The organism is Nevskia soli (assembly GCF_903970205.1).
Classification (GTDB): Bacteria; Acidobacteriota; Terriglobia; order Bryobacterales; family Bryobacteraceae; genus Bog-113.
This window is the reverse complement of the sequence record NZ_CAJCHS010000199.1, coordinates 1-13,146: the sequence shown is the minus strand read 5'-3', so window position 1 is coordinate 13,146 and position 13,146 is coordinate 1. Positions and strand designations below refer to the sequence as shown.

13 protein-coding genes are annotated in these 13,146 nt (G+C 60.5%); 11 read left to right on the top strand and 2 right to left on the bottom strand.

The window, feature by feature from the left end; translation table 11 throughout:
* From H1Y01_RS09065 to lipA, 9 genes are all read left to right on the top strand, one after another.
* A partial coding sequence (locus tag H1Y01_RS09065) for a general secretion pathway protein GspK (protein ID WP_180540120.1) occupies positions 1 to 951 on the top strand: 951 nt, incomplete at its 5' end.
* Complete coding sequence (locus H1Y01_RS09060) at positions 938 to 2,296, top strand: PilN domain-containing protein (RefSeq protein WP_180540119.1); 1,359 nt, start codon at positions 938 to 940, stop codon at positions 2,294 to 2,296. The genes H1Y01_RS09065 and H1Y01_RS09060, both read left to right, overlap by 14 nt.
* A complete protein-coding gene (locus tag H1Y01_RS09055; protein ID WP_180540118.1) occupies positions 2,293 to 2,868 on the top strand; it encodes a GspMb/PilO family protein in 576 nt (191 codons plus the stop codon). Before H1Y01_RS09060 ends, H1Y01_RS09055 begins: the two co-directional genes overlap by 4 nt.
* Positions 2,865 to 3,602: a hypothetical protein gene (locus tag H1Y01_RS09050; RefSeq protein WP_180540117.1), complete on the top strand. Its 738-nt coding sequence runs from the start codon at positions 2,865 to 2,867 to the stop codon at positions 3,600 to 3,602. Before H1Y01_RS09055 ends, H1Y01_RS09050 begins: the two co-directional genes overlap by 4 nt.
* Positions 3,603 to 3,647: 45 nt before the next feature.
* Entirely contained in the window at positions 3,648 to 4,106 is a 459-nt protein-coding gene (locus H1Y01_RS09045; protein WP_180540116.1) for a hypothetical protein, read from the top strand.
* A 2-nt stretch (positions 4,107 to 4,108) separates the two neighbouring features.
* Positions 4,109 to 6,430, top strand: coding sequence for a type II secretion system secretin GspD (gene gspD, locus H1Y01_RS09040; RefSeq protein WP_180540115.1), 2,322 nt, complete (start codon positions 4,109 to 4,111; stop codon positions 6,428 to 6,430).
* A 33-nt stretch (positions 6,431 to 6,463) separates the two neighbouring features.
* Positions 6,464 to 7,711 (top strand): amidohydrolase family protein, encoded by a 1,248-nt coding sequence (locus H1Y01_RS09035; RefSeq protein WP_180540114.1) that lies wholly within the window; start codon positions 6,464 to 6,466, stop codon positions 7,709 to 7,711.
* Complete coding sequence (ftcD, locus tag H1Y01_RS19720) at positions 7,708 to 8,583, top strand: glutamate formimidoyltransferase (RefSeq protein WP_180540113.1); 876 nt, start codon at positions 7,708 to 7,710, stop codon at positions 8,581 to 8,583. The genes H1Y01_RS09035 and ftcD overlap by 4 nt, the downstream gene beginning before the upstream one ends.
* A 3-nt stretch (positions 8,584 to 8,586) precedes the next feature.
* Complete coding sequence (gene lipA / locus H1Y01_RS19715) at positions 8,587 to 9,474, top strand: lipoyl synthase (RefSeq protein WP_180540112.1); 888 nt, start codon at positions 8,587 to 8,589, stop codon at positions 9,472 to 9,474.
* Here the strand turns inward: lipA and H1Y01_RS09020 are convergent.
* A complete protein-coding gene (locus tag H1Y01_RS09020; protein ID WP_180540111.1) occupies positions 9,471 to 9,770 on the bottom strand; it encodes a c-type cytochrome in 300 nt (99 codons plus the stop codon). The genes lipA and H1Y01_RS09020 overlap by 4 nt on opposite strands.
* A gap of 60 nt (positions 9,771 to 9,830) precedes the next feature.
* Here H1Y01_RS09020 and H1Y01_RS09015 point away from each other — a divergent pair, with 60 nt between their 5' ends.
* Positions 9,831 to 11,480 carry a VWA domain-containing protein gene (locus H1Y01_RS09015; RefSeq protein ID WP_180540110.1) on the top strand — a complete coding sequence of 550 codons (1,650 nt, stop codon included), beginning with the start codon at positions 9,831 to 9,833 and terminating at the stop codon, positions 11,478 to 11,480.
* Between the two features lie 127 nt (positions 11,481 to 11,607).
* A complete protein-coding gene (locus H1Y01_RS09010) occupies positions 11,608 to 12,609 on the top strand; it encodes a hypothetical protein (RefSeq protein WP_180540109.1) in 1,002 nt (333 codons plus the stop codon).
* A 5-nt stretch (positions 12,610 to 12,614) separates the two neighbouring features.
* On the opposite strand, the gene H1Y01_RS09005 is transcribed toward H1Y01_RS09010, so the two are convergent.
* Positions 12,615 to 13,146: ACT domain-containing protein (locus H1Y01_RS09005; RefSeq protein ID WP_180540108.1), on the bottom strand; the 532-nt coding region annotated here is incomplete at its 5' end.

The window sequence follows — 13,146 nt, the reverse complement described above, 5'->3', positions numbered from 1 at the left end:
GGCAGCGCGCTTCTCGCCGTTCTGTGGCTATCCGCGGCCCTCAGCGCCATCGCGTTCAGCGTCGCCGCCGGGGTGCGCAGTGAAACCGAGCGCGTCGGTAACTCCGAAGAAGATGTGCGTGCTTATTACCTCGCGACCGCGGCGATCAACCGCGCCATTCTTCACCTGCAATGGAGCACCAACAGCGCATCCGATAACCCGTTTTTTATCCCCGGCCAGCCGCAAATGGCGCTCGATTTTCCCTCGGGCTTCACTATGGTCGACGTCATCCCCGAAACCGGGAAGTTGAACATCAATACCGCCCCGCCCCAGAGTCTGATGAACCTGCTCGGCGCGCTCGGGGTCGGCCCCGATCAGGCGTTCCAGATCGCCTCGGCAATCGATGACTGGCGTAAACCCGCGATCAACAACCAGCCGTCCGACTTCGATCAGTACTATCTCGCGCAAATCCCGTCTTTTCAGGCGCCGCACGCGTCATTCCTGGATATTGAGGAACTTCTTTCAGTGGCCGGAGTGACCCCCGATTTGTTCTATGGATCGTGGGTCCGCGTGGGTGACGCGGATCGCTCGCATCTGGCGCCTCGCACCGGCTTGCGCGATTGTGTTTCGGTCTATGGAAGCGCCGTCGCCTTCGACGCCGCATGGGTGGAACCGGCCGTTCTGGCCGCGGCCGGAGTATCCGGCGATGCGATTCAGAACCTGATGAATCGCCGCTCCGCCGGCCCCATTCTGCAGGCCGATTTGCCGGCAGTCACGGGCGATGATCCGGACCTTGCCGGAAAACTGCAGGTCGCCAGGCACACCATTTACACCCTTCGCGCCACCGCTCGTCTGCGGCGTCCGGATGGCTCCTTATCCGATCTGCGGCGCACGGTCGCTGCGCTCGTGAAGATTTACGGCGTGAACGCCCGGCCCAGTTACACGATTCTCAGGTGGTATGACCGCGGCTGAACCGGCAGTGCGGCCGGGCAAGACCCTGAGCAAGACTCCAAACATCGCCACGCGTTCGGGATGGCGTCCCTGGCTTGCGTTCGGAACCGGCGTGGCGGTCGAGATTTCGCGCACGTCGCTGGAGATCGCAGCCGTCCGCTTGCGCCCGAACGGCGCGGAGTTGCTGCGCGCCGCGACCATCGAACACATCCACGAGCGGCCAGCCGCGGAGTGGTCGGCGCAGTATCAGGACGCGGTTCGCGGCATCCATTCCGCCGGTGTCACGGTCGTTCTGCCGCGCGCCGATGTCATCATGCGCCAGGTGTCGCTCCCCGGTGTGTCGCCGCGTGAGCTCGAAGGGGCGCTCGCGCTGCGGCTGCGAGCGCTGCACCCGTTTGCGGATGACGATGTGGCGTGGTGCTGGGCGCCCGTTCGCGGCGGCGCGCTGGTCGGCCTCACTCGCCTCGCGACGTTGAGCCGCTACGAAGCGCTATTTGCCGAAGCCGGCATTCCCGTGGCTTCGTTTTCGTTTTCCGCGACCATTCTTCACTCGGCGCTGCGCATCTACGGCGAGCCCGCGATTCCGGTGCTCGCCATCGCGCGCGGCGCGGACGATTTAGTAGGGAACTCGAGCGAGATTTATGGCGAGAATGCGGCCGGTACTGTCTTTTCGAGCGAATTCACCGGTGCTCCGGAACGCGCCGCTGCGGCCGCCATTGCTCAGCTCCGCCTGCCTCAGGAAACCGAGCCCGTTCGAGCCTCAGATCTGCTTCCCATCCGAGAAGCGAGCCGCGCCGCCGTCGACCGGCCCTTGCTTTTCGCTGCCGCTCTTGTTGCCGGGGCGCCGTTGCTGGCGCGCCCTGCGAACTTTCTCCCGCCCGAACGCCGCGCCGGACAAAGCCTCCTCTGGCTGATCCCGACCGCGGTTCTCGTTCTACTGCTAATCCTCGCCATTCTTGGCGCCTTCGCGATCGGTCCTTACCGCGATCGCCGCACGCTCGAGACGCTCCACGAACAGATCAAGGCCGCCGAGCCCGGAGCGTTCCGTGCCGCCGCGCTCGATAAGCGCATCGCCCAGGAACGCGATCAGATCCAACTGCTCGATCAGTTCCGCGGCCGTTCCCAGGCGGATTTCGAGATCCTCAACGAACTGACGCGCATCGTCCAGCCACCCGCGTGGACGAGCTCCGTCGAGATTTATCCGGATTACGTGATCCTTGCGGGTGAAGCCGAGCAGGCCGCATCGCTGCTCAAGATTCTCGATAGCTCGCCGTACTTTCAGGATTCGCAGTTCACCAGTTCGGTGACGCGCAGCGTCTCTAAGAATGAGGTGTTTCGAATTAAGACTATGCGGAGGCACAAGTGAGCACCGGCAATATTCGTGCGCTTGCATTCCTGGCGGTTGGTTTGATGGTTATCCTGATCTTCCGCGCGGTTGAATCGGCTCCGCCCTCCGTTGTGTCTACGGCGGAATCGCAGGATGTCCTCCAAGCCCGTCTCGCCCGTCTGCGCCAGACGGCTGCAACCGTGCCCGCGCGCGCCGCCGTGCTCCGGTCCGTCGATAATCAGCTACAGAATCGGGAAACGGGCATGTTGCATTTCGACACCGCCGCGCAGGCTCAGGCGCACCTTCTCGAAGTGATCCGCCGTCTCGCGACCTCCGAGAAAATTCAGGCGCTGGGCGGCGACCTGAGCGCCCCCGCCCAATTCGGCGCGAATTACGGACAGGTGGCCGTTACGGTCAACTTCGAAACAACCATTGAGTCGTTTGTGAACTTCCTGGCCGATCTATCGAAAGAACCGGAGTTGATCGCTCCGGCCGAGATGCACATCGCCGCCGGCAATCAGAAGAGCAAGACCATCAACGTGCGTATCACCGTGGCCGGCGTTGTTTCGCGGAAGCTCGTGCCGGAGCACAAGACAGGGCTGGCGCTGTGAACACAAAGCTCGTTTGGGTCAATCTGCTTCTGATCGCGCTGGTAGCCGCGATTGCGTGGAGAGTCCGCGCGGAATGGATGACCCAGCAGGCGCGGGAACAAGCCATCCGCACCGCTCGGGTCGTGCCGCCCACAGTGACGCCGGCGCCAATTCCCGCGCCGCCATCCCCGGTCACGGCCGGGACTTATAGCGATATCGCGAGCCGGATGCTCTTCTCGAAGGAGCGCAATCCGACGGTGATTATCGATATGCCTCCGCCTCCGCCGCCGAAGCCGATGCCGCCGCTGCCTCTGTTGCACGGCGTTCTGGGATTGCCGAGCGGGATGGTCGCGCTGATGAGCCCGGACGCGAAGTCCCCGGGGAAACCGATCAAAGTCGGCGAAAAGATCGGTGAATTCGAACTGGCCGGCCTCACGCAGGATGAAATTTCGCTCAAGTGGGAAGACAAAACGGTCACCCGAAGCGTCTCAGAGATGATCTACCAGGGGCTGGAAAAAGCTCCCGCGGCCGGCGCGCCTCAGCAGTTGGCGTCCGCCGCGCCGCCCCCGGCCGCAACGCTACCCTCTCCCTCGGGAAGCGGCAAACCCGGTGGCGATGTCGGCGGCACATCCGACGGTTTCAAGATGTGTACCGCGGGAGATACGTCTCCGGCCGGTACGGTGGCTGACGGTTACCGTAAGGTTCTGACCGCAACACCCTTTGGGAACTCCTGCCACTGGGAACCGGCGAAGTAGGAACGCGAAGTACGAACGCGAAGTACGAAAAGGATTCTTTCACTTATGAATAAGTTAGTTTACTCAGTATTATCGTTCGTGTTCATACTGTCGGCGGCGGCACAGACGAGTACTCCGAAAGGAGTCAAGAAGCCGACGCCGGTTGCTCCTCTTGCTATTCCCGCGAGCGCAGTCAAGCAGCCCGACGGGAACTACCGCTATGTGGACGAGAAAGGAACCGCCTGGATTTACCGCAACACCCCGTTCGGCGTTAGCCGCGCCACAGAGGCAGCGGTCAAAGCCAACGCGGCCATGGCGCAGGCTGCTTCCGCGACCGCGCCCTCGGGTTCCGCCAAACCCGCTCAGGATCGCGATGAGAAAGTCACCGCCGTGGCAAATGGCGACACCATTCAATTCGCCCGGCCCACCCCGTTCGGAGTTACCCGCTGGTCGAAGAATAAGTCCGATCTGACGCCCGACGAACAGAAGATCTGGGACCGCGAGCAGGCGAAAAGGAATCAATAGCCGTGCGTGTGCTCCTGAGTGTCGCGCTCGCCTGGGCTCTGGTCTCTCCATCGCTTTTCGCGCAGTTCCCGCCCATGCCCAAGCCGGCGACGCCGCCGCCCGTCTTGCCCGGCGTCCCCGCGGCTCCGCACGCTTCCACCCCCGGCCAAAGCCCGTCCACCGTGCCGGCCGTAGCTGCGCCGGCAGTAACTGCGCCTGCCACGCAGCCCGCTAGGGCGACTCCCACGGCCGGCGGCGGTCTGAACCTGAATCTGACCAACGCCTCACTAACTGAAGTCATCGACATCCTGGCCCGCGATCTGCACATCAACTACATCCTCGATCCAGCGGTTACCGGCAAAGTCACCATCAATACTTACGGCGAGATGAAAGCTCTCGACGTGCGCAACTTGCTCGAAACTATTCTGCGCATGAACGGCTATACCATGGTGCAGGTCGGCAATATCTATCGAATCATCAAGTCGGCGGATGCTTCTCATCTTCCGGTTTCCCCGACCTCCGATGCCGCTAACATACCGGACAATGAGCAACCCGTTCTGAGCCTTGTCTTCTTGAAGTATGTAACCGCGGCCGAGATGGCCAAGTTACTCGACAGCTTCACCGGGGAAGGATCGAAGATGGTCGCTTATGAACCGGCGAACCTGCTGATCCTGATGGACAACGCGCGTAACATGCGCCGTACTCTCGAGTTGATCGGTACTTTCGACGCGGAAACGATGGCCAATCAGCGCGTCCAGACGTTCTCGCTCAGTAACTCGCGTCCAAGCGATGTATCCAAAGAACTCGAAACCATTTTCAAGGGATACGCGATTTCGGATAAAGCCTCGGCGGTCCGGTTTATCGCCATTGATCGTATCTCGACGATCATCGCCATCGCGAACAACCCGACGGCGTTTCACGATGTGAAGACGTGGGTCGAGAAGCTGGATGTGCCGGCGCGTGTAAACGCCGGGTCGACCGACAATCATGTGTATAAGCTGAAGTACGGTAGAGCGGAAATCGTGGGCGCGGTAGTCGCGCAACTCTACGGAGTTAACCTGGCGGGCGGTGTTAGCGGCTACGGCTTGACCGGCTATGGCGGATACAGCCGTGGGGTTGGCGGGAATGGCGGGAACAGCGGCTTCGGCGGCTCCGGTTTTGGGTCCGGGAGTAACACCGGGTTGGGGAGTAACAACGGAGTCGGAGGCAGTAGTTTCGGGAGTAATAACGGCTTGGGAGGCAACGGCTTCGGCGCTAACGGCTTAAACAGCGGGAATGCGTCTGGCGGGCAATTCGGCGGCGGTTCGAATCTCGGCACGTCGACGTTCTCAGGGCAAAGCGCGGGCGGTGCGAGCACGGGTACGGCCGCGACCACGAACACGCCTTTCGGTTCGGCCGTAAGCAGTACCACAGACCAAACCGGACAGTACCTGGCGCCCTCCACGAATAACAACCCCAAAGGACCGCGTATTGTTCCTAATCCGTTCGACAACACGTTGTTAGTCCAGAGCACGGCGGAACAGTGGAGTTCGATTCTTAACCTGCTCAATGAAATCGATGTTTCGCCCCGTCAGGTGTTGATCGACGCTAAGATCTATGAGGTCGATCTTACCGGAGCCCTCCAGTACGGTGTGGAAGCTACCCTGCAAGCCAACAACCCGAGCACCAGCCGTTCGCTGCTGGGCTCAGTCAACGGGACCGTCGGGGCGACACTTACCGCGGGTACCTTAGTCGGCCAGTCGCGCGAGCTACTGGCCACCGTGACCGCGCTGGAGTCGCGGACCCTGGCTAAGAGTATTTCGGCGCCGCAGATCATCGCCACCGACAGTATTCCCGCTTCGATCACAGTCGGCTCGGAAGTGCCGACCACGTCCGCGGTTTCAGTGGCTACCGGCTTAGGTGGCGCGACGACATCGGCGATTCAAAACGTCGGCACCGGCGTCAATTTGAACATCATCGCTCGCGTAAATGCCAGTGGAGTCGTCACCATGGTGATCGATCAGGATATCAGCGCGGCGCAGCCGAACACCAGCAGCGGCATTGACTCGCCCTCCTTTAGCGAACGCAACGTCAGTACGCAAATTACGGTTCAGGATGGTGACACGGTCGCGATCGGCGGGATCATCCAGGATACCAAGACCTCGGTCGTTAGCGGAATCCCTTTCCTTGACCGGCTTCCTTATATAGGAGGAGTCTTCGGCAGCAAAAGCTACAACACGAGCCGGACTGAGTTGATCGTTTTCTTGACTCCCCACGTCATCTACGACACCACGCAGATTACCGACGCTACGGAAGAGATCAAGCAACAGATGCGCCTCCTGAAGAAAGACGTTCGTAATCAATAGCGGCGGGTCCAATGTTAGACTAACGTTCAGTAGTTGTCTACAGTCCTGATCCGTGGGGCCCGCCAGTTAGTCACGCTGCGCGGACCTGCAGGCCCCCGCCGCGGCGCCGCACTCTTAGACCTAAGTATCATCCAGGATGGCGCGGTTCTCATCCGCGACGGCGTGATCGACTCCATCGGGCAGAGCAGGCGGCTTGAGAACGTCGGGGCCGCCCGGCACGCCAAAGTCATCGATGCCACCGGCCGTGTGGTCATGCCGGCCTTTGTCGACTTACAGACGTCGCTGGTTCATGCGCATCCACCGCCGCGGAACTTCGAGCGTCTGCTGGAACACTATGACGATCCGGACCCCGAAGTTTTCCGGGACGTTCTTGACGAAGGTGCGCGCGCCCTGTCCCGATTATCCTCGCAGACCCTTCGCCGGCGCGCGCTGTCCATAGCCCGCGGCATGATGCATCATGGGACCGCGACGGTCGAGTCCCGCTCCGGATATTACCTGGATGAGACGGATGTTATGAAGGTACTGCGTGTGCAAAGGGAGCACGAAGACTATCCTGTCAACGCAATTTCCACGCTGCTGTTGTGTCCGCGGCGCGGCCAAGACGTGATTCAGTGGGCTGCTTGGACGTGCAAGGAACTCCTGCCCCGCGTTCGCCGCCGCAGACTCTCGACCTTTATCGATCTCGCCTACGATCCAAAGGTGATTCCGCTTCCGATCGCGCTGCATATCCTCAATGCCGCTCTCGAACTCGGCCTGAAGCTAAAGGTTCATGCGGACTTCTTCGCGCTCTCTTCCGCGGTAGCGCTGGCGCTGCGTGCCGAAGCGATCTCTGTAGGTCACCTTCGCTGGACGACGTCCGACGAAATCCGCCTGCTGGCGAACTCATCCTGCATCGCGGTGCTAACGCCCGGCGTCGACTTACAAACCGGCCTCAGCCATGCGGGGTCGAAGCGCGCGCTGATCGATGCTGGAGTAATTCCCGCTCTTGCATCGAATTACCATGCCGAACTTAGCCCCGGTTACAACATGCAGTTGATCCTGTTACTCGCCTGCCGCCTGTATGGTTTTCGGCCGGAAGAAGCGATCGCCGCCGCAACCATCAACACCGCGCATGCGCTGGGTATATCGCGCGCTGAAGGGTCCCTCGAACCAGGCAAGCAGGCAAACATCGTAATTTTGAAGGTATCGGACTACCGCGAAGTGGCTTATCATGCCGGTGTCAACATCGTAGAGAAAGCGATAAGGCGCGGGGAAACCGTGTACGACGCAGCTGAGGCATGACGATCATCGAATGCGTGCCGAACTTCTCCGAAGGCCGCAACCAGGACACGATCGAGAAGCTTGCATCGGCGGCCGATTCGGTGGATGGCGCGGCATTGCTCGATCAAACTTCGGATCGCGACCACAACCGGACCGTGCTTACCATCGCGGGCTCCCCCGAAGCGGTAGCCGAAGCGGCGTTCCGTGCCGTCGCGCAAGCGGTCGAACGGATCGACATCCCGATCCATGAGGGCGTTCACCCGCGCGTCGGGGCCGCCGATGTCGTTCCATTCGTGCCGGTCCGGGAAGCTTCGCTTGAACTCTGTGCCGAGATCGCGAACCAGCTGGGAATGCGGATCTTCAAGGAACTCGGCGTCCCGGTCTACCTCTACGAAGCCGCCGCGCGCACTCCCGAACGCGCGCGCCTGGAGGTTCTCCGTTCACCGCGCTTTACCGGTGATCCCGATATCGGCAAGGGACGCCATCCGGCTGCGGGCGTCAGCATCGTGGGCGCGCGACGGTTCCTGGTGGCATGGAACGTTAACCTGCACTCGCAGGATCCCGAAGCGGCCCGGGCGATCGCGCGCGCGGTCCGTCAATCGTCCGGCGGTTTGCCCGCGGTGAAGTCGATCGGCCTGGAGCTGCGATCACGCGGTCAGGTGCAGGTCTCGATCAACCTCGTCGACTTCGAAACCACGCCGCTGCATCTTGTCTTCGACCGCATCCGCACCGAAGCCGAAGCGCGCGGGATCGAAATTGCCGGTAGCGAATTGATCGGTCTGATTCCGCGGAAGGCGCTCGAACTCTCCGCCGGTCACGATCTCCGATGGCTGGTCGGCGATCGCATCGAGGACTACGTGCTGGAGACTCGGATCGCAGCCGCTAGACTGTAAGTAGTGCTGATTACTCTCGATACCAAACCCGCTCGTCCGCAATGGCTGCGCGCCCCGGCGCCTGTGGGCAGCGGGTATCGCGATCTGAAAGCGCTGGTCACTGGACTCAACCTGCACACCGTTTGCGAGAGCGCGGCGTGCCCCAACATCGGCGAATGCTGGAACCGCGGCACGGCGACATTCATGATCCTCGGCAACGTCTGCACGCGCCGCTGCGGGTTTTGCGCCGTGCAAAAAGGCGCGCCGCTCCCGGTCGATTACGATGAGCCGCGCCGCGTCGCCGAAGCTGTTCGCGCCATGAAACTCCGCTATGCCGTGATCACGAGCGTTAACCGCGATGATCGCAAGGACGGCGGCGCCGAGCTGTTCCGCCTCTGCATCGAAGCCATTCGCGACACGGTGCCCGGCTGCAAGGTTGAGGTTCTCGTGCCGGACTTTCAGGGGCGGCGAGAAGCCATGGAGATCGTGATGCAAGCGCGCCCCGACGTGCTGAATCACAATACGGAGACCGTCCCGCGACTCTACCGCCAGGTCCGGCTCGGAGCGCGTTACGAGCGTTCGCTCGACATGCTGGCTTATGCCAAATCGCTATCGCCGGAAACACCGGTCAAGTCCGGTCTCATGCTCGGTTTGGGGGAGACGCAAGACGAAGTGGTCGGGGTGATGCGCGATCTGCACCGCAGCCGCGTCGACATTCTGACCCTCGGACAATACCTGCGTCCGTCGCCGAAGCACCTGCCTATCGTGCGCTACGTCCCCCCGGCCGAGTTCGCTGAGTTGCGCGCGATCGGCATCGCGATGGGGTTCGCGCATGTCGAAGCCGGACCGCTGGTGCGCAGTTCCTATCACGCGAGCGATTCGCATTCGCAGGCGGTGCTTGCCGTCGCTTAGTGCTTCTTGCTGACGTACTGCACGAACGCCGCGAGCTTTTTCACTTGCTCATCGGGAAGCCCCGAGGGCGGCATCTGTGTCCCCGGGATGCCGTTCTTGATCACCTCGAATAACTGAGCGGATGCCGGATGCGAGAGCTTGCCTTTCAAGCTGGGCCCGATTCCCCCGCCGCCATCGATCCCGTGGCAGCCCCCGCATTTTACGTGAAAAAGACGAACGGTATCGGCAGCCGGAGCTGCAGGCGTCGCGGCGAAAACGGTCCCGGCCGCGGCGATCAGAAGAGCGAGGGTTCTCATAGAGTGAGGAATTTTCGAGTATCTCACGCGAGACACTATATGCAGGAGGGCAACCTTTCGATGCCCCGCAACATTCCTCGCTATGTGAAGTATTTCTTACCGTTCGTTTGGATACTCTGCGTCACCCCGGCATTACAGAGTCAGCAGGAGCCGCTCGTCCTGAAATCGACCACGCGTCTGGTTCAGGTCAATGCGATTATCCACCGCGGCGGGCAGCCCGTGACCGACTTGAAGGCCGCCGATTTTCAGGTCTTCGACGACGGCAAACCGCAGAAGATCAGTTTCTTCCAAATGGAGACCAACGCCATTCTTCCGGCCTCTACATCTCCGCTTCCGCCGAATACCTTCACCAACCACCTGGAACAGCAGTCCGGAACTCCCAGCGCGGTTACCGTAATTCTGCTCGATGCGCTGAATACACGGCTCACCGATCAGGCGTACGCCAAGCAGCAGGTGATCAAGTTTCTGCAGACGATCGAGCCCGACGATCATATCGGCATCTATACCCTGGGCGGAAGTCTGCGCGTGTTACACGACTACACGAACGACTCCCGCGATCTGCTCCGTCAACTTGCCGCCTACAATCCGCAGTTGCCGATCGAGCGGGTCTTATCCACCGGCTCCGATAGCGGCAACAATGAGCTTCTCGAGATGGACAACTGGCTGGGCGGCCGCGGCCTCGCCGGCGGTGAGCGCGACTTCTATACGGTGAACCGCGTGATCGGAACGCTGCGCGCCCTGGAGTTCATTGCCGACCACTTATCGGCCATCCCGGGACGCAAGAACCTGATCTGGGTATCCGGCGGTTTCCCCTCGCTGATCGGATTCGATAACCCGCACGTTCAGAACGATCCGTCTCGTACGCAGCGTACGTTTACCGATGAGATCAGCCGCACCGTGCGTGCTTTGAACGACGCGAATGTTGCCGTGTATCCGGTGGACGCGCGCGGTCTGATGGTCGATCCGCGTTACAGTGCCGAAAAGTCAGGCGCGGAAGTGATCCGGCAGACCCGTCCCGGCGCCTGGCCTCGTCCACCCGTTGGCAGCAAGAATCAGGACACCATGATTGAACTCGCGGACCGCACCGGCGGCCGCGCTTACTACAACACCAACGACTTCAAGCACGCCATTCGAGACGCCGTTTCCGACGCGCAGGTGACTTATACCATTGGCTTCTATCCGGAAAAAGAGAACTTCGATAGTAAGTTCCATAAGATCAGCCTGAAGGTAGCCGGCGCGGGTTTGAACGTAAGATACCGGAAAGGCTATTTCGACCTGCCGCAATCTCCTCAGGACGACGCCGCGCGCAAGGCCGAGCTGCGCGATGCGGTGTGGAGTCCCCTGGATGCGACCGCCATTCCCTTGGTTGCGCAAATGCGGCCGGGCCAGGGCGCTAACTCATGGGATGTGTGGGTGAAGATCGAGCGAAGCGGCGTCAGCCTGGAGCAAAGCGGCGACCGGTGGGCGGGGAAACTCGACATCCTGTTCGTTCAGAAAGACACGCAAGGGCGCCAGTTCAACGGCTTGGACAATACTATCCAACTCAACGTAAAGCAAGAAAATTACGACAAGATTTCCAAGGATGGATTTCTATTTCATCAACCGATAGAACAAAACGCGCGCGCTAGCGAGCTGCGGGTCGCCGTGCGCGACGCGGCTTCGGGCAATATCGGAACGGTCACGGTTCCATTCAATCAATTGACGAAATAGAACTCCTTCTGGTACTTCTTAGAGATCTAAGTCATACCATCGATTGACGCGTGCGATCGAGGCCCGTATACTACTTCAGATGGCTCGAAAACAGTTGAAAGCGGTAATAGAAATTGCTACGATGGTTATGTTTTCGTTGGTCGCAAGCGCACAAGTTCCCACAGCCCCCCCGCAGCCCACATCCGGACCCGGCGGTTCCACGTATTCTTATGGGTCCACCAAGCTTTACGGGCCGTATCACGCTAACGACTCCGGCTTACCGGCGTACAATTACGCGATTTATCAACCCACGGTTCCTCCTAAGATGGGAGCGCTTCCTGTCGTTCTCTTCTTACACGGTCATTTGGCGGCGCTCGAAGGCTCGTACTCCCAAGGCGATAGCCCCTCCAATTACATTATTTGGATTTACCAGCTCTGCAATAACGGATTCACTGTCGTATTTCCGGTCTATGACGGCGACACCGGCTACGATCAGTTTCCAGACGTGATTCTGACGGATTGGACCTCGGCGCTTCAAAAGCTTACTGCCAGAACGGATGGATTGATTCCACCTTCGGCCGATTCGACCGGAATGCAAACCGCATGCGCCGGTCACTCCTTCGGCGCCTATGAGTGCCTGGCCGTTTCGCAGCTGATTTCCACCTCAAAGCCGGCAGGCGTACCATCGTTGCGGGCTCTGACAATCTTCGCGCTGGGGATTTCCGGCGACCCGTTGAGCACGGACTTTTCCAATCTCGATCCGGGCACTTCGGTGGTAATGGTAACAGGCGATGAGGACACCACGAACAACGATATCGGCGTCGGGATCCGGATCTATCAATCTCTGGAGACGGCGATCCCGGTTGCGCAACGCGATTACCTCGAGGTCATCAGCGACAGTCACGGTACTCCCGCCCAACTCGGAAATCATTTCTTCCCGATGACCAATGGCTTTGACGACGATGCGAAAGTGGACGATCGGGACTACAACGTCGCCTGGAAGTTGAGTGTCGGTCTATTTGACTGCGTCTTTCGGAAAACTTACTGCGGTTACGGGCTCGGTCACGGCAGCGCCAAGCAGGTCGATATGGGTGTGTGGAGTGACGGCGTGCCGGTAACTCCGCTTCGCTGGCTTGAATCGCCGCAGTAGCCGCTTTATACGGCAATCTCTTCGAGTGCCTTACGGACGTGGGCGGCTTCCCGATCTTCCAGCGGGCCGCCGTCCCGCGTAACATAGAAGACGTCGATTGCTTTCTGCCCTTCGGTATCTACCAAAACCGTTTCTATATTACAGCCGGATTCCGACAAACAGCGCGCTAACTCGTATAAGATACCCGGCCTGTCTTCGGCGGAGATTTCGAATAGAGTGGCGTGCTTTGAAGCGGCGGTGTCTACGGATACGCGGGTCGCAATCCGCCCTCGCCGGAGCGCGCGCGGACGCGCCCGCAGGAGTTCCGCGCTACTCCTGCGTTGCGCGACAACATCGTCAACGACCTGGCAAAATCGCTCGACCTCGCTCGGGTTCAAGGCCAGAGTACGCATCGGATCGGAGAACACGAAGGTATCGATCGCAACGTGGCGATCGTTGACGAACGCTTCGGCTCGCAGGATGTTCATGCCGAATCCCGCCAAAGCGCCCGAGACATCGGAGATCAGGAAGGATCGATCGCGGGTCACCACGGTTAGA